25 protein-coding genes are annotated in these 14,657 nt (G+C 54.3%); all 25 read right to left on the minus strand.

Annotation, left to right across the window (positions count from 1 at the left end; translation table 11 throughout):
• Window positions 1-2 precede the first annotated feature (2 nt).
• The 25 genes from secY to rpsG all read right to left on the minus strand — a co-directional run bounded on the left by secY (window position 3) and on the right by rpsG (window position 14,554).
• Window positions 3-1,331 carry a preprotein translocase subunit SecY gene (gene secY / locus VY732_RS26550; RefSeq protein WP_077574735.1) on the minus strand — a complete coding sequence of 443 codons (1,329 nt, stop codon included), beginning with the start codon at window positions 1,329-1,331 and terminating at the stop codon, window positions 3-5.
• Window positions 1,332-1,769, minus strand: a complete 438-nt coding sequence (gene rplO, locus VY732_RS26555) for a 50S ribosomal protein L15 (RefSeq protein ID WP_003228720.1) — start codon at window positions 1,767-1,769, stop codon at window positions 1,332-1,334. It lies immediately after the preceding gene.
• A 3-nt stretch (window positions 1,770-1,772) separates the two neighbouring features.
• Complete coding sequence (gene rpmD, locus VY732_RS26560) at window positions 1,773-1,949, minus strand: 50S ribosomal protein L30 (RefSeq protein WP_003176408.1); 177 nt, start codon at window positions 1,947-1,949, stop codon at window positions 1,773-1,775.
• Window positions 1,950-1,951: 2 nt separating this feature from the next.
• Window positions 1,952-2,452, minus strand: a complete 501-nt coding sequence (rpsE, locus tag VY732_RS26565; protein WP_003186035.1) for a 30S ribosomal protein S5 — start codon at window positions 2,450-2,452, stop codon at window positions 1,952-1,954.
• A 3-nt stretch (window positions 2,453-2,455) separates the two neighbouring features.
• Window positions 2,456-2,806: a 50S ribosomal protein L18 gene (gene rplR, locus VY732_RS26570; RefSeq protein WP_003186037.1), complete on the minus strand. Its 351-nt coding sequence runs from the start codon at window positions 2,804-2,806 to the stop codon at window positions 2,456-2,458.
• 10 nt (window positions 2,807-2,816) lie between these two features.
• Window positions 2,817-3,350, minus strand: coding sequence for a 50S ribosomal protein L6 (gene rplF, locus VY732_RS26575; RefSeq protein ID WP_003176412.1), 534 nt, complete (start codon window positions 3,348-3,350; stop codon window positions 2,817-2,819).
• Between the two features lie 12 nt (window positions 3,351-3,362).
• Entirely contained in the window at window positions 3,363-3,755 is a 393-nt protein-coding gene (rpsH, locus tag VY732_RS26580; protein ID WP_077574736.1) for a 30S ribosomal protein S8, read from the minus strand.
• Between the two features lie 209 nt (window positions 3,756-3,964).
• Entirely contained in the window at window positions 3,965-4,270 is a 306-nt protein-coding gene (rpsN, locus tag VY732_RS26585) for a 30S ribosomal protein S14 (RefSeq protein ID WP_003228726.1), read from the minus strand.
• 13 nt (window positions 4,271-4,283) lie between these two features.
• On the minus strand, window positions 4,284-4,823 hold the full coding sequence (gene rplE / locus VY732_RS26590) for a 50S ribosomal protein L5 (RefSeq protein WP_003176415.1): 540 nt from the start codon (window positions 4,821-4,823) through the stop codon (window positions 4,284-4,286).
• Window positions 4,824-4,843: 20 nt separating this feature from the next.
• Entirely contained in the window at window positions 4,844-5,158 is a 315-nt protein-coding gene (gene rplX / locus VY732_RS26595) for a 50S ribosomal protein L24 (protein WP_008081905.1), read from the minus strand.
• A gap of 11 nt (window positions 5,159-5,169) precedes the next feature.
• The gene (rplN, locus tag VY732_RS26600; protein ID WP_002555479.1) at window positions 5,170-5,538 is read right to left on the minus strand and encodes a 50S ribosomal protein L14; all 369 of its coding nucleotides are present in this window, start codon (window positions 5,536-5,538) and stop codon (window positions 5,170-5,172) included.
• A gap of 23 nt (window positions 5,539-5,561) precedes the next feature.
• Window positions 5,562-5,828: a 30S ribosomal protein S17 gene (gene rpsQ / locus VY732_RS26605; protein ID WP_003194644.1), complete on the minus strand. Its 267-nt coding sequence runs from the start codon at window positions 5,826-5,828 to the stop codon at window positions 5,562-5,564.
• A gap of 2 nt (window positions 5,829-5,830) precedes the next feature.
• Entirely contained in the window at window positions 5,831-6,022 is a 192-nt protein-coding gene (gene rpmC, locus VY732_RS26610) for a 50S ribosomal protein L29 (RefSeq protein WP_002555481.1), read from the minus strand.
• Window positions 6,022-6,435, minus strand: a complete 414-nt coding sequence (gene rplP, locus VY732_RS26615) for a 50S ribosomal protein L16 (RefSeq protein ID WP_007896757.1) — start codon at window positions 6,433-6,435, stop codon at window positions 6,022-6,024. Before rplP ends, rpmC begins: the two co-directional genes overlap by 1 nt.
• Window positions 6,436-6,447: 12 nt before the next feature.
• Window positions 6,448-7,134 (minus strand): 30S ribosomal protein S3, encoded by a 687-nt coding sequence (gene rpsC, locus VY732_RS26620; protein WP_003176422.1) that lies wholly within the window; start codon window positions 7,132-7,134, stop codon window positions 6,448-6,450.
• A 13-nt stretch (window positions 7,135-7,147) separates the two neighbouring features.
• Complete coding sequence (gene rplV / locus VY732_RS26625) at window positions 7,148-7,480, minus strand: 50S ribosomal protein L22 (protein WP_003103908.1); 333 nt, start codon at window positions 7,478-7,480, stop codon at window positions 7,148-7,150.
• Between the two features lie 11 nt (window positions 7,481-7,491).
• The gene (gene rpsS, locus VY732_RS26630) at window positions 7,492-7,767 is read right to left on the minus strand and encodes a 30S ribosomal protein S19 (RefSeq protein ID WP_011336172.1); all 276 of its coding nucleotides are present in this window, start codon (window positions 7,765-7,767) and stop codon (window positions 7,492-7,494) included.
• A gap of 16 nt (window positions 7,768-7,783) precedes the next feature.
• The gene (gene rplB / locus VY732_RS26635; protein ID WP_003228734.1) at window positions 7,784-8,608 is read right to left on the minus strand and encodes a 50S ribosomal protein L2; all 825 of its coding nucleotides are present in this window, start codon (window positions 8,606-8,608) and stop codon (window positions 7,784-7,786) included.
• 14 nt (window positions 8,609-8,622) lie between these two features.
• Window positions 8,623-8,922, minus strand: coding sequence for a 50S ribosomal protein L23 (rplW, locus tag VY732_RS26640; protein ID WP_002555488.1), 300 nt, complete (start codon window positions 8,920-8,922; stop codon window positions 8,623-8,625).
• Complete coding sequence (gene rplD, locus VY732_RS26645) at window positions 8,919-9,521, minus strand: 50S ribosomal protein L4 (RefSeq protein WP_007918468.1); 603 nt, start codon at window positions 9,519-9,521, stop codon at window positions 8,919-8,921. Before rplD ends, rplW begins: the two co-directional genes overlap by 4 nt.
• 12 nt (window positions 9,522-9,533) lie before the next feature.
• On the minus strand, window positions 9,534-10,169 hold the full coding sequence (rplC, locus tag VY732_RS26650) for a 50S ribosomal protein L3 (protein WP_003228738.1): 636 nt from the start codon (window positions 10,167-10,169) through the stop codon (window positions 9,534-9,536).
• An 80-nt stretch (window positions 10,170-10,249) separates the two neighbouring features.
• A complete protein-coding gene (gene rpsJ / locus VY732_RS26655; protein ID WP_003186070.1) occupies window positions 10,250-10,561 on the minus strand; it encodes a 30S ribosomal protein S10 in 312 nt (103 codons plus the stop codon).
• A 158-nt stretch (window positions 10,562-10,719) separates the two neighbouring features.
• Window positions 10,720-11,913, minus strand: coding sequence for an elongation factor Tu (gene tuf / locus VY732_RS26660; protein ID WP_077574737.1), 1,194 nt, complete (start codon window positions 11,911-11,913; stop codon window positions 10,720-10,722).
• Between the two features lie 31 nt (window positions 11,914-11,944).
• Window positions 11,945-14,050 carry an elongation factor G gene (fusA, locus tag VY732_RS26665; RefSeq protein WP_016984188.1) on the minus strand — a complete coding sequence of 702 codons (2,106 nt, stop codon included), beginning with the start codon at window positions 14,048-14,050 and terminating at the stop codon, window positions 11,945-11,947.
• A gap of 30 nt (window positions 14,051-14,080) precedes the next feature.
• Entirely contained in the window at window positions 14,081-14,554 is a 474-nt protein-coding gene (rpsG, locus tag VY732_RS26670; RefSeq protein ID WP_007916467.1) for a 30S ribosomal protein S7, read from the minus strand.
• Window positions 14,555-14,657: the final 103 nt, after the last annotated feature.

A 14,657-nucleotide genomic window follows, 5' to 3' on the forward strand; every position in this document is an offset into this window, starting at 1 on the left:
ACTCAGCGCAACATGCCGCTGCCGTAACCCTTCAGGTTGGCTTTCTTCATCAGGGATTCGTACTGGTGCGAAACGAGGTGCGATTGTACTTGGGACATGAAGTCCATCACAACCACGACCACGATCAGCAACGAGGTCCCGCCAAGGTAGAACGGAACGTTTGCTGCAACCACCAGGAACTGGGGCAACAGGCACACGGCCGTCATGTAAAGAGCACCGAACATGGTCAAGCGAGTCAGAACGCCATCAATATAGCGCGCAGACTGCTCACCTGGACGGATGCCCGGAATAAAGGCACCGGACTTCTTCAGGTTTTCCGCTACGTCTTTCGGATTGAACATCAACGCCGTATAGAAGAAGCAGAAGAAAATAATCCCTGCACTAAACAGCAGAATATTCAACGGCTGACCAGGAGCGATCGACTGCGAGATGTCCTGCAACCAGCCCATACCTTCAGACTGACCGAACCAGGCACCCAACGAAGCCGGGAACAGCAAAATGCTGCTCGCGAAAATAGCCGGAATAACACCGGCCATGTTCACCTTAAGCGGCAAGTGGCTTGTCTGCGCAGCAAAAACCTTGCGGCCCTGCTGACGCTTGGCGTAGTGAACAGCAATACGACGCTGACCACGCTCAATGAACACCACGAAACCGATAATCGCTACTGCCAGCAAACCGATGGCAACCAAGGCGAAGATGTTGATATCACCCTGACGCGCAGACTCGAAAGACTGCCCGATTGCTCTCGGAAGACCGGCGACGATACCCGAAAAAATCAACATCGAGATACCGTTGCCTACACCACGCTCAGTAATCTGCTCACCCAGCCACATCATGAACATCGCACCAGCCACAAAAGTGGATACCGCGACGAAATGGAAGCCAAAGTCACCAGTGAACGCAACACCCTGCCCCGCCAGACCAATGGACATGCCAATAGCCTGAACGAGAGCGAGGATGACGGTGCCGTAGCGGGTGTACTGGCTGATCTTGCGACGGCCAGCTTCACCTTCCTTCTTCAACTGCTCCAGCTGCGGACTGACGGCTGTCATCAGTTGCATGATGATCGATGCCGAAATGTACGGCATGATCCCCAGTGCAAAGATGCTCATCCGTTCCAGCGCGCCGCCGGAGAACATGTTGAACAAGCTAAGAATGGTCCCCTCATTCTGTCGAAACAGGTCTGCGAGTCGGTCCGGGTTAATACCTGGAACCGGGATGTGTGCGCCTATTCGGTAGACGATAATCGCCAGGAACAGAAAACGCAGACGAGCCCAGAGTTCAGACATACCGCCTTTGCCGAGCGCAGAGAGAGCACCTTGCTTAGCCATTTATTCCTCGAACTTGCCGCCAGCTGCTTCGATAGCCGCACGCGCACCTTTGGTGGCGCCGATTCCCTTGCCGATAGTGACAGCGCGAGTCACTTCACCGGACAGCATGATTTTCACACGCTGTACGTTGACGTTGATCACGTTGGCATCTTTCAGGGACTGCACGGTGACGATGTCGCCTTCCACTTTAGCCAGCTCGGACAGACGCACTTCTGCGCGGTCCATGGCTTTCAGGGAAACGAAACCGAACTTCGGCAGGCGACGATGCAGCGGCTGTTGACCGCCTTCAAAGCCTGGAGCAATGGTGCCACCGGAGCGGGAGGTCTGACCTTTGTGACCACGGCCACCAGTCTTACCCAAACCGCTACCGATACCACGGCCCGGACGATGCTTTTCGCGACGGGAACCCGGCGCTGGACTCAGATCATTGAGTTTCATCGATTAACCCTCGACACGCAGCATGTAGTAAGCCTTGTTGATCATCCCGCGATTCTCGGGAGTATCCTGGACTTCTACAGTGTGACCGATGCGACGCAGCCCCAGACCCTTAACGCACAGTTTGTGGTTAGGGATGCGGCCGGTCATGCTTTTGATCAGCGTTACTTTAACGGTAGCCATGATCAGAAGATCTCCTTGACGCTTTTGCCACGCTTGGCGGCAATGGATTCAGGAGACTGCATAGCTTTCAAACCTTTGAAAGTGGCGTGAACCACGTTTACCGGGTTAGTCGAGCCGTAGCACTTGGCCAGAACGTTCTGAACGCCAGCAACTTCGAGAACAGCACGCATAGCGCCGCCAGCGATGATACCGGTACCTTCAGAAGCAGGCTGCATGTACACCTTCGAAGCGCCGTGAGCGGACTTCATTGCGTACTGCAGAGTGGTGCCGTTCAGATCAACTTGGATCATGTTGCGGCGAGCAGCTTCCATTGCCTTCTGGATCGCAGCAGGCACTTCACGCGACTTGCCACGGCCGAAGCCAACACGCCCTTTACCATCACCAACCACGGTCAACGCGGTGAAAGTGAAGATACGGCCGCCTTTAACGGTTTTGGCTACGCGGTTAACTTGAACCAGCTTCTCAATGTAGCCTTCGTCGCGCTTTTGGTCGTTATTTGACATAACTTAGAACTCCAGCCCAGCTTCACGAGCAGCATCAGCCAGCGCTTTAACGCGGCCGTGATACTTGAAGCCAGAGCGGTCGAAAGCCACTTGCGAGACGCCAGCGGCCTTAGCACGCGTAGCGACCAGCTGGCCAACCTTTGTGGCCGCGTCGATGTTGCCAGTGGCACCATCACGCAGTTCTTTATCCAAAGTCGAGGCGCTTGCCAGGACCTTGTTGCCGTCGGCCGAGATGACCTGGGCGTAGATGTGCTGCGACGAGCGGAACACGCAGAGACGCACGACTTCGAGTTCGTGCATTTTCAGGCGTGCTTTGCGAGCGCGACGCAGTCGAGTAACTTTTTTGTCGGTCATTTGCTATGCCCTACTTCTTCTTGGCTTCTTTACGACGGACGACTTCGTCCGCGTAGCGCACACCTTTGCCTTTGTACGGCTCTGGTGGACGGAAGTCGCGGATCTCAGCGGCCACTTGACCTACCAGCTGCTTGTCGATGCCCTTGATCAGGATATCGGTCTGGCTAGGAGTCTCAGCGGTGATGCCTTCCGGCAGTTCGTAATCCACTGGGTGCGAGAAGCCAAGGGCCAGGTTCAGAACCGTGCCTTTTGCTTGCGCTTTGTAACCAACACCGACCAGCTGGAGCTTGCGCTCGAAGCCTTGGCTTACGCCTTGGACCATGTTGTTTACCAACGCACGCGTGGTACCGGCCATTGCGCGAGTTTGTTGATCGCCATTGCGAGCAGCGAAACGCAGCTCACCAGCTTCTTCAACGATCTCAACGGACGAATGGATGTTCAGTTCAAGAGTACCCTTGGCACCCTTCACCGAAAGCTGTTGGCCTGCGAATTTTACTTCGACACCGGCTGGCAGCTTAACGGGGTTCTTAGCGACGCGAGACATGCTTATCCCCCCTTAGAACACAGTGCAAAGAACTTCGCCGCCGACACCGGCAGCGCGCGCAGCACGATCCGTCATCACACCTTTGTTGGTGGAGACGATAGACACGCCAAGACCGCCACGAACTTTCGGCAGATCTTCAACGGACTTGTACTGACGCAGGCCTGGACGACTAACGCGCTTCACTTCTTCGATAACCGGACGGCCTTCGAAGTACTTCAGCTCGATGGACAACGACGGCTTAGCGTCGGTGGTGATCTGAAAATCCGCGATGTAACCTTCGTCCTTCAGGACTTTTGCTACAGCCGCCTTCAACGTGGAAGATGGCATGCTTACGACAGACTTTTCAGCCATCTGGGCATTACGGATTCGAGTTAGCATGTCCGCTAACGGGTCCTGCATACTCATGGGCTAGACGCTCCTAATACAGAAAAATTAGCCTTTCGGCTACTACTTGTCGCCGAGAACTTCCGGGCATGAAAAACACGGGCTCAGGCGAGCCGGTCATTCTAGACACACCCCAGAAATGAATCAAGCCCCAAAAGGGGCTTGATTCAGATTCAAGGCCACCGATGGTCAGGTTCTTGCGAACCCGAACATCGAGACTTTGACAGCAATTACCAGCTGGCTTTAACCAGACCTGGTACGTCACCACGCATTGCAGCTTCACGCAGCTTGTTACGGCCAAGGCCGAACTTGCGGTAAACGCCGTGCGGACGACCAGTCAGGCGGCAACGGTTACGCATGCGCGAAGCGCTTGCGTCACGTGGTTGCTTCTGCAGAGCTACGGTAGCTTCCCAACGTGCTTCTGGACTTGCGTTCAGATCAACGATGATAGCTTTCAGCGCTGCACGCTTGGTGGCGTACTTGGCAACGGTGAGCTGACGCTTCAGCTCACGGTTTTTCATGCTCTTCTTGGCCATTTTCCTACTCCAATCAGTTGCGGAACGGGAATTTGAAAGCACGCAGCAGAGCGCGGCCTTCATCATCGTTCTTGGCAGTGGTGGTCAGGGTAATGTCCAGACCGCGGAGAGCATCGATCTTGTCGTAGTCGATTTCCGGGAAAATGATCTGCTCTTTCACGCCCATGCTGTAGTTACCACGACCATCGAAGGACTTGGCATTCAGGCCGCGGAAGTCGCGAACCCGAGGCAGGGAGATCGACAGCAGACGATCCAGGAACTCATACATACGCTCACGGCGCAGAGTCACCTTGACGCCGATCGGCCATCCTTCACGGACTTTAAAGCCAGCGATGGATTTACGAGCGTAGGTCACAACGACTTTTTGGCCGGTGATCTTTTCCAGGTCAGCAACAGCATGCTCGATGACTTTTTTATCACCAACAGCTTCGCCCAGACCCATGTTCAGGGTGATTTTTGTAACGCGTGGAACTTCCATCACGTTCGAAAGCTTAAGTTCTTCCTTAAGCTTCGGTGCGATTTCCTTCCAGTAAATCTCTTTTAGTCGTGCCATGGTCTTCTACCTAGCAGTGTTCAAGCATCAACCGCTTTTTGGGTCGACTTGAAGACACGAATTTTCTTGCCGTCTTCTACTTTGAAACCAACGCGGTCAGCCTTGTTGGTTTCGCCGTTGAAAATGGCGACGTTAGAAGCGTCCAGTGGAGCTTCTTTTTCGACGATACCGCCTTGCACGCCCGACATCGGGTTAGGCTTGGTATGACGCTTTACCAGGTTCAGACCGCTGATAACCAGACGGTTATTAGCAAGAACCTTGAGCACCTTACCGCGCTTACCTTTGTCTTTGCCGGCGATCACGATGATCTCGTCGTCACGACGAATCTTTTGCATGTCGGATCTCCTTACAGCACTTCTGGGGCGAGCGAGACGATCTTCATGAACTTCTCAGTACGAAGTTCACGGGTCACTGGCCCAAAGATACGGGTGCCGATCGGCTCTTGCTTGTTGTTCAGAAGAACAGCAGCGTTGCCATCAAAGCGGATAATGGAGCCATCAGCACGACGTACGCCGTGACGAGTGCGGACTACAACAGCAGTCATCACTTGGCCTTTTTTCACTTTACCGCGAGGAATTGCTTCCTTCACGGTAACTTTGATGATGTCACCGATACCAGCGTAACGACGATGGGAGCCACCCAGCACCTTGATGCACATAACACGGCGAGCGCCGCTGTTATCGGCCACATCGAGCATGGATTGAGTCTGAATCATATAATTTCTCCGACCCCTAGTCCTTAGACTTCCACAGCGCGTTCGAGAACATCAACCAGCGCCCAAGACTTGGTCTTGGCCATAGGACGAGTTTCACGAATAGTGACTTTGTCGCCGATGTGGCACTGGTTGGTTTCGTCGTGCGCGTGCAGCTTAGTCGAACGCTTAACGTATTTACCGTAGATCGGGTGCTTTACGCGACGCTCGATCAGTACGGTGATGGTTTTGTCCATCTTGTCGCTGACAACACGGCCAGTCAGCGTACGGACAGTTTTTTCGGCTTCAGCCATGATCACTTACCTGCCTGCTGGTTGAGCACAGTCTTCACGCGAGCGATGTCACGTTTAACTTGCGAGAGCAGATGAGACTGCCCCAACTGGCCAGTTGCTTTCTGCATACGCAGATTGAACTGGTCGCGCAGCAAGCCGAGCAGTTGCTCGTTCAGCTGCTGTGCGGATTTTTCACGAAGTTCATTCGCTTTCATCACATCACCGTCCGTTTAACAAAGGCGGTGGCGAGCGGCAGCTTTGCAGCAGCCAGGGCAAAAGCCTCACGCGCCAGCTCTTCAGAAACACCCTCGATTTCATACAGGACTTTGCCTGGCTGAATCTGGGCAACCCAGTACTCCACACTACCCTTACCTTTACCCATACGAACTTCGAGGGGCTTTTTGGAAATAGGCTTGTCCGGGAATACACGGATCCAGATCTTGCCGCCACGTTTAACGTGACGGGTCAGAGCACGACGCGCTGACTCGATCTGACGAGCGGTGAGACGACCACGAGCTACAGACTTCAGCGCGAACTCGCCGAAGCTGACTTTGCTACCGCGCTGAGCCAGACCACGGTTGTGGCCTGTCATCTGCTTGCGGAACTTCGTACGCTTAGGTTGCAACATTTGGCGTACCCCTTACTTAGCAGCTTTTTTACGAGGCGCTGGTGCTTGTGGTTTCAGCTCTTCTTGGCGACCACCAATTACTTCGCCTTTGAAGATCCAAACCTTTACACCGATCACACCGTAAGTGGTGTGAGCTTCGTAGTTGGCATAGTCGATGTCGGCACGCAGGGTGTGCAATGGCACACGACCTTCGCGATACCATTCAGTACGTGCGATTTCAGCACCGCCGAGACGACCGCTCACTTGGATTTTGATGCCCTTGGCACCAATGCGCATGGCGTTCTGAACTGCGCGCTTCATAGCGCGACGGAACATTACACGACGCTCCAGCTGCTGAGCTACGCTCTGCGCAACCAGCATACCGTCGAGCTCCGGCTTGCGGATCTCTTCGATATTGATGTGCACAGGCACACCCATTTGCTTGGTCAGGTCCTGACGCAGTTTCTCAACATCTTCACCTTTCTTCCCGATAACGATACCTGGACGAGCGGTGTGGATGGTGATACGTGCAGTTTGGGCCGGACGATGGATATCGATACGGCTTACGGACGCGCTTTTTAGTTTGTCTTGGAGATACTCACGCACTTTCAGATCTGCGAACAAGTAGTCCGCATAAGTCCGACCGTCTGCGTACCAGACGGAGGTGTGCTCCTTGACGATTCCCAGGCGAATGCCAATGGGATGTACTTTCTGACCCATCTCTTCGACTCCGTTACTTGTCAGCAACCTTGACAGTGATATGGCAAGACCGCTTGACGATGCGATCAGCACGGCCTTTGGCACGTGGCATGATGCGCTTCAGCGAACGCCCTTCGTTGACGAAAACGGTGCTGACCTTCAGGTCATCAACGTCTGCGCCTTCGTTATGCTCGGCGTTGGCTACGGCCGACTCCAGCACTTTCTTCATGATCTCGGCGGCTTTCTTACTGCTGAAAGCCAACAAGTTGAGCGCTTCGCCCACCTTCTTCCCGCGGATCTGGTCGGCGACCAAGCGGGCTTTCTGGGCGGAGATTCGAGCGCCCGACAACTTAGCGGCTACTTCCATTTCCTAACCCCTTAACGCTTGGCTTTCTTGTCAGCCACGTGCCCGCGATAGTTGCGGGTACCGGCGAACTCGCCCAGTTTGTGGCCGACCATGTCTTCGTTAACGAGAACTGGGACGTGCTGACGACCGTTGTGTACTGCGATGGTCAGACCGACCATTTGTGGCAGGATCATCGAACGACGCGACCAAGTCTTAATTGGTTTGCGATCGTTCTTTTCCGCCGCCACTTCGATCTTCTTCAGTAGGTGAAGATCAATAAAAGGACCTTTTTTCAGAGAACGTGGCACTGTCGTATCCCTCTATTTACTTGCGACGACGGACGATCATTTTGTCGGTACGCTTATTACCACGAGTCTTCGCGCCCTTAGTCGGGAAGCCCCATGGCGATACCGGATGACGACCACCAGAGGTACGACCTTCACCACCACCATGTGGGTGGTCAACCGGGTTCATGGCAACACCACGAACGGTTGGGCGAACGCCACGCCAGCGCTTGGCACCAGCTTTACCCAGCGAACGCAGGCTGTGCTCGGAGTTCGAGACTTCGCCCAGGGTCGCACGGCATTCAGCCAGGACTTTACGCATTTCACCGGAACGCAGACGCAGGGTAACGTAAACGCCTTCACGAGCGATCAGCTGAGCCGAAGCACCAGCAGAACGAGCGATCTGTGCGCCTTTACCTGGCTTCAGTTCGATGCCGTGTACGGTAGAACCGACTGGAATGTTGCGCAGTTGCAGAGCGTTACCTGGCTTGATTGGAGCCAGAGCGCCTGCGATCAGCTGGTCGCCAGCACTCACGCCTTTAGGGGCGATGATGTAGCGGCGCTCGCCGTCTGCGTAGCAGAGCAGTGCGATGTGAGCAGTACGGTTTGGATCGTATTCGATACGCTCGACAGTGGCGACGATGCCATCTTTGTCGTTGCGACGGAAATCGACCATACGATAATGCTGCTTATGACCACCACCGATGTGACGCGTGGTAATACGGCCATTGTTGTTACGACCACCAGTCTTCGATTTTTTCTCGAGCAGCGGTGCGTGAGGAGCGCCTTTATGCAGCTCCTGGTTGACCACCTTGACCACAAAACGGCGGCCAGGGGAAGTCGGTTTGCATTTAACGATTGCCATGATGCACCCCTTCCTTACTCAGCACTGCTGCTGAAATCGAGATCTTGGCCTGGCTGAAGGGAGATAACTGCCTTCTTCCAGTCATTACGCTTGCCCAGACCGCGAGCAGTGCGCTTGCTCTTACCCAGAACATTCAGGGTAGTGACGCGCTCTACTTTCACGCTGAACAGGCTTTCGACGGCCTTCTTGATTTCCAGCTTGGTTGCGTCAGTAGCAACCTTGAAAACGAACTGGCCTTTCTTGTCTGCCAGAACCGTAGCCTTCTCGGAAACGTGCGGGCCAAGCAGAACTTTAAATACGCGTTCCTGGTTCATCCCAGCAGCTCCTCGAATTTCTTCACGGCCGACACGGTGATCAACACCTTGTCGTATGCGATCAGACTAACTGGATCGGAACCTTGAACGTCACGTACATCTACGTGCGGCAGGTTACGAGCAGCCAGGTACAGGTTCTGATCAACAGCGTCCGACACGATCAAAACGTCGGTCAGGCTCATGTTGTTCAGCTTGCCCAGCAGATCTTTGGTTTTCGGAGTTTCAACAGCGAAATCCTGAACCACGACCAGACGATCAGTACGCACCAGCTCAGCAAGGATGGAACGCATTGCTGCGCGATACATCTTCTTGTTCAGCTTCTGGGAGTGATCCTGTGGACGCGCTGCAAAAGTGGTACCGCCGCCACGCCAGATTGGGCTACGGATAGTACCGGCACGAGCACGGCCAGTACCTTTCTGACGCCATGGGCGCTTACCGCCACCACGAACGTCGGAACGGGTCTTCTGCTGCTTGGTACCTTGACGGCCGCCAGCCATGTAGGCCACGACTGCTTGGTGAACCAGCGTCTCGTTGAATTCGCCGCCAAATGTCAGTTCGGAAACTTCGATCGCTTGAGCGTCATTTACATTTAATTGCATGTCAGCTTCCCCTTAACCGCGAGCCTTGGCTGCTGGACGTACAACCAGGTTGCCGCCAGTAGCGCCAGGAACAGCACCCTTGACCAACAACAGATTGCGTTCAGCGTCCACGCGCACTACTTCCAGGGACTGCACGGTCACGCGCTCAGCGCCCATATGACCGGACATTTTTTTGCCCTTGAATACACGACCAGGAGTCTGGCACTGGCCGATAGAGCCTGGGACGCGGTGGGATACGGAGTTACCGTGGGTGTTATCTTGCCCGCGGAAATTCCAACGCTTGATCGTACCCTGGAAGCCTTTACCCTTGGACTGACCGGTTACATCAACCAGTTGACCAGCGGCGAAGATTTCAGCGTTGATCAGATCGCCAGCCTGGTACTCGCCTTCTTCAAGACGGAATTCCATGGTGGTGCGACCAGCGGCAACGTTCGCTTTAGCGAAGTGGCCAGCCTGAGCTGCTGTTACACGCGAAGCACGACGCTCGCCGACAGTGACTTGCACTGCACGATAGCCATCGGTCTCTTCAGTTTTGAACTGGGTGACGCGATTCGGCTCGATCTCAATGACCGTGACCGGAATGGAGACACCTTCTTCGGTGAAAATACGGGTCATACCGCATTTACGACCGACTACACCAATAGTCATGTTGTAAACCTCATGAGTGTACGGGGCTTTCACCCGCTATGGCCGCCCATTTCAGAGCGTTACACGACTAAGACCGAGTCTTAGCCGAGGCTGATCTGCACTTCCACACCGGCCGCAAGATCAAGCTTCATAAGAGCATCAACGGTTTTATCCGTTGGCTGGACGATGTCCAGAACGCGCTTATGAGTGCGGATTTCGTACTGGTCGCGCGCGTCTTTGTTGACGTGCGGAGAAACCAGAACGGTGAACCGCTCTTTACGGGTAGGCAGTGGAATTGGACCACGCACTTGAGCACCAGTACGTTTCGCGGTTTCCACGATTTCCTGGGTTGATTGGTCGATCAGGCGATGGTCGAAAGCCTTCAACCTGATACGGATTTGCTGATTTTGCATTGGATTTCAGACTCCGGCTGCTATTCCCACCGAGCGCAATACGCCCGTTAAAAGGAGGCGCAATTCTATAGACGCCCCAGATAGGTGTCAACCCAATAAAAAAGCCCCCGCTGAGCGGGGGCTTTTTCAAAGCATCAGGCAATCTCTATAAAAGAGAATTACGCGATGATTTTGGCTACGACGCCAGCGCCGACGGTACGACCGCCTTCACGGATAGCGAAACGCAGACCGTCTTCCATCGCGATGGTTTTGATCAGGGTAACAGTCATCTGAATGTTGTCACCTGGCATTACCATTTCAACGCCTTCTGGCAGCTCGCAGTTACCAGTCACGTCAGTAGTACGGAAGTAGAACTGTGGACGGTAGCCTTTGAAGAACGGAGTGTGACGACCACCTTCTTCTTTGCTCAGAACGTAAACTTCTGCGGTGAAAGTGGTGTGCGGCTTAACCGAACCCGGCTTAACCAGAACCTGACCACGCTCAACGTCGTCACGCTTGGTGCCACGCAGCAGAACGCCGCAGTTCTCGCCAGCACGACCTTCATCGAGCAGCTTGCGGAACATTTCAACACCGGTGCAAGTAGTAACGGTGGTGTCACGCAGACCAACGATTTCCAGCGGATCCTGAACGCGAACGATACCGCGCTCGATACGACCAGTCACAACAGTACCGCGACCCGAGATCGAGAATACGTCTTCGATTGGCATCAGGAACGGCTTGTCGATCATACGAACTGGTTCTGGGATGTAGGTATCCAGAGTCTCAACCAGCTTACGAACGGCAGTGGTGCCCATTTCGTTGTCGTCTTTGCCTTCCAGCGCCATACGAGCCGAACCGATGATGATTGGAGTGTCATCGCCCGGGAAGTCATAGGTGGACAGCAGGTCGCGAACTTCCATCTCAACCAGTTCCAGCAGCTCAGCGTCGTCTACCAGGTCAGCCTTGTTCAGGAAAACCACGATGTACGGAACGCCTACCTGACGGGACAGCAGGATGTGCTCACGGGTTTGTGGCATCGGACCATCAGCGGCCGAGCAAACCAGAATAGCGCCGTCCATTTGAGCAGCACCGGTGATCATGTTCTTCACATAGTCAGCGTGACCTGGGCAGTCAACGTGAGCGTAGTGACGAATTGTCGAGTTGTACTCAACGTGAGCGGTGTTGATGGTGATACCACGAGCTTTTTCTTCTGGTGCGCTGTCGATCTTGTCGAAGTCAACGATTGCGGAACCGAAAACTTCGGAGCAAACGCGAGTCAGAGCAGCAGTCAGAGTGGTTTTACCGTGGTCAACGTGACCAATGGTGCCAACGTTGACGTGCGGTAGGGAACGATCAAATTTTTCTTTAGCCACGACAATTAACTCCTAGCCTAAAGGGGCTGAATCAGCCTTGTTTTTTGGTTACGGATTCGACGATGTGCGACGGAGCCGTATCGTATTTTTTGAATTCCATAGAGTAGCTTGCGCGACCCTGGGACATGGAACGAACGTCGGTCGCATAACCGAACATCTCACCCAGTGGAACCTCGGCACGGATAACCTTGCCGGACACTGTGTCTTCCATACCCTGGATCATGCCGCGACGACGGTTAAGGTCGCCCATCACATCACCCATATAGTCTTCAGGCGTAACAACCTCTACAGCCATGATCGGCTCAAGCAACTCACCACCGCCCTTCTGGGCCAGTTGCTTGGTCGCCATGGAGGCAGCCACTTTAAACGCCATCTCGTTGGAGTCGACGTCGTGGTAAGAACCATCGAACACGGTAGCCTTCAGGCCGATCAGCGGATAGCCGGCAACAACGCCGTTCTTCATCTGCTCTTCGATACCCTTCTGGATAGCCGGGATGTATTCCTTAGGAACCACACCACCTACAACTTCGTTCACGAATTGCAGACCTTCCTGACCTTCGTCAGCAGGAGCAAAACGGATCCAGCAGTGGCCGAACTGACCACGACCGCCGGACTGACGAACGAACTTGCCTTCGATTTCACAGTTCTTCGTGATGCGCTCACGATACGAAACCTGAGGCTTGCCGATGTTGGCTTCGACGTTGAACTCACGGCGCATCCGGTCAACCAGGATGTCCAGGTGCAGCTCGCCCATGCCGGAGATGATCGTTTGACCAGTCTCTTCATCAGTTTTAACGCGGAAAGACGGGTCTTCCTGAGCAAGTTTGCCCAGAGCGATGCCCATTTTTTCCTGGTCATCCTTGGTCTTAGGCTCTACGGCTACCGAAATAACCGGCTCCGGGAAGTCCATGCGAACCAGGATGATTGGCTTGTCAGCGTTGCAGAGGGTTTCACCAGTGGTGACGTCCTTCATGCCGATCAGGGCCGCGATGTCGCCAGCGCGCACTTCCTTGATCTCTTCACGGGCGTTTGCGTGCATTTGCACCATACGACCCACGCGCTCTTTTTTACCTTTAACCGAGTTGATCACGCCGTCGCCGGAGTTCAACACGCCCGAGTAAACACGGACGAAGGTCAAGGTACCCACGAATGGGTCGGTAGCGATCTTGAACGCCAGAGCCGAGAACGGCTCCGCATCGTCTGCATGACGCTCCAGCTCGATTTCCTCGTTATCAGGGTCAGTACCCTTGATCGCAGGAATGTCGGTCGGCGCAGGCAGGAAGTCGATAACGGCGTCGAGAACCAGGGGAACACCCTTGTTCTTGAACGAAGAACCGCAAACAGCCAGAACGATTTCGCCGGCGATAGTACGCTGACGCAAAGCAGCCTTGATCTCTTCGATCGACAGCTCTTCGCCTTCCAGGTACTTGTTCATCAGCTCTTCGTTGGCTTCAGCAGCAGCTTCAACCATGTTGTTGCGCCACTCTTCAGCCAGCTCTTGGAGCTCAGCAGGAATGTCCTTGCGAACAGGGACCATACCTTTGTCAGAGTCGTTCCAGTAGACAGCTTGCATGTTGATCAGATCGATCTGACCCTGGAAGTTGTCTTCGGAACCGATGGCCAACTGGATCGGCACCGGAGTGTGACCCAGACGCTGCTTGATCTGACCGATCACGCGCAGGAAGTTGGCACCAGCACGGTCCATCTTGTTTACGTAAACAAGACGTGGAACACCGTATTTGTTGGCTTGACGCCATACGGTTTCCGACTGAGGCTCAACACCCGAAGTACCGCAGAACACAACGACAGCGCCGTCGAGTACGCGCAGGGAACGCTCAACTTCAATAGTGAAGTCAACGTGGCCCGGGGTATCGATTACGTTGAAGCGGTGCTCGTCCTTGTACTGCTTCTCGGAACCTTTCCAGAAAGCGGTGATGGCAGCAGAAGTGATGGTAATACCACGCTCCTGCTCCTGCACCATCCAGTCTGTGGTCGCGGCGCCATCATGCACCTCGCCCATTTTGTGACTTTTGCCGGTGTAAAAAAGGACGCGCTCGGTGGTGGTGGTTTTACCAGCATCCACGTGAGCGACGATACCGATGTTACGGTAGCGGCTAATCGGAGTAGTACGAGCCATAAAGCCCTCGCAAAATTAGTGAAGCTAAAATTAGAAGCGGTAGTGCGAGAAAGCTTTGTTGGCTTCAGCCATACGGTGCACGTCTTCACGCTTCTTAACAGCAGCACCTTTACCTTCAGCAGCATCCAGCAGTTCGCCAGCCAAACGCAGAGCCATAGACTTCTCGCCACGCTTACGGGCGAAGTCTACCAACCAGCGCATTGCCAGAGCGTTACGACGGGAAGGACGAACCTCGACCGGAACCTGGTAAGTAGCACCACCAACGCGGCGCGACTTCACTTCGACCAGCGGAGCGATGGCGTCGAGTGCTTTTTCGAAGAGTTCCAGGGGATCGGTGCCAGCCTTACGGGTCGCAACGGTTTCCAGGGCACCATAAACGATACGTTCGGCAACGGCTTTCTTGCCGCTTTCCATAACGTGGTTCATGAATTTGGCGAGGATCTGGCTTCCGTATTTCGGATCGTCCAGAATCTCACGCTTTGCTGCTACGCGACGTCTTGGCATGATAAGCCCTCAAGCGGTCTTCAGGTTAGCTCGGGACAGATCCAATGGATGCGTGCCCGACCTTACTCTTATCGACTCAATAAAATAAAATCTGCAAAACGGC

Origin of the sequence: Pseudomonas sp. ZY71, assembly GCF_036542145.1 — a bacterium.
Classification (GTDB): domain Bacteria; phylum Pseudomonadota; class Gammaproteobacteria; order Pseudomonadales; family Pseudomonadaceae; genus Aquipseudomonas; species Aquipseudomonas koreensis_A.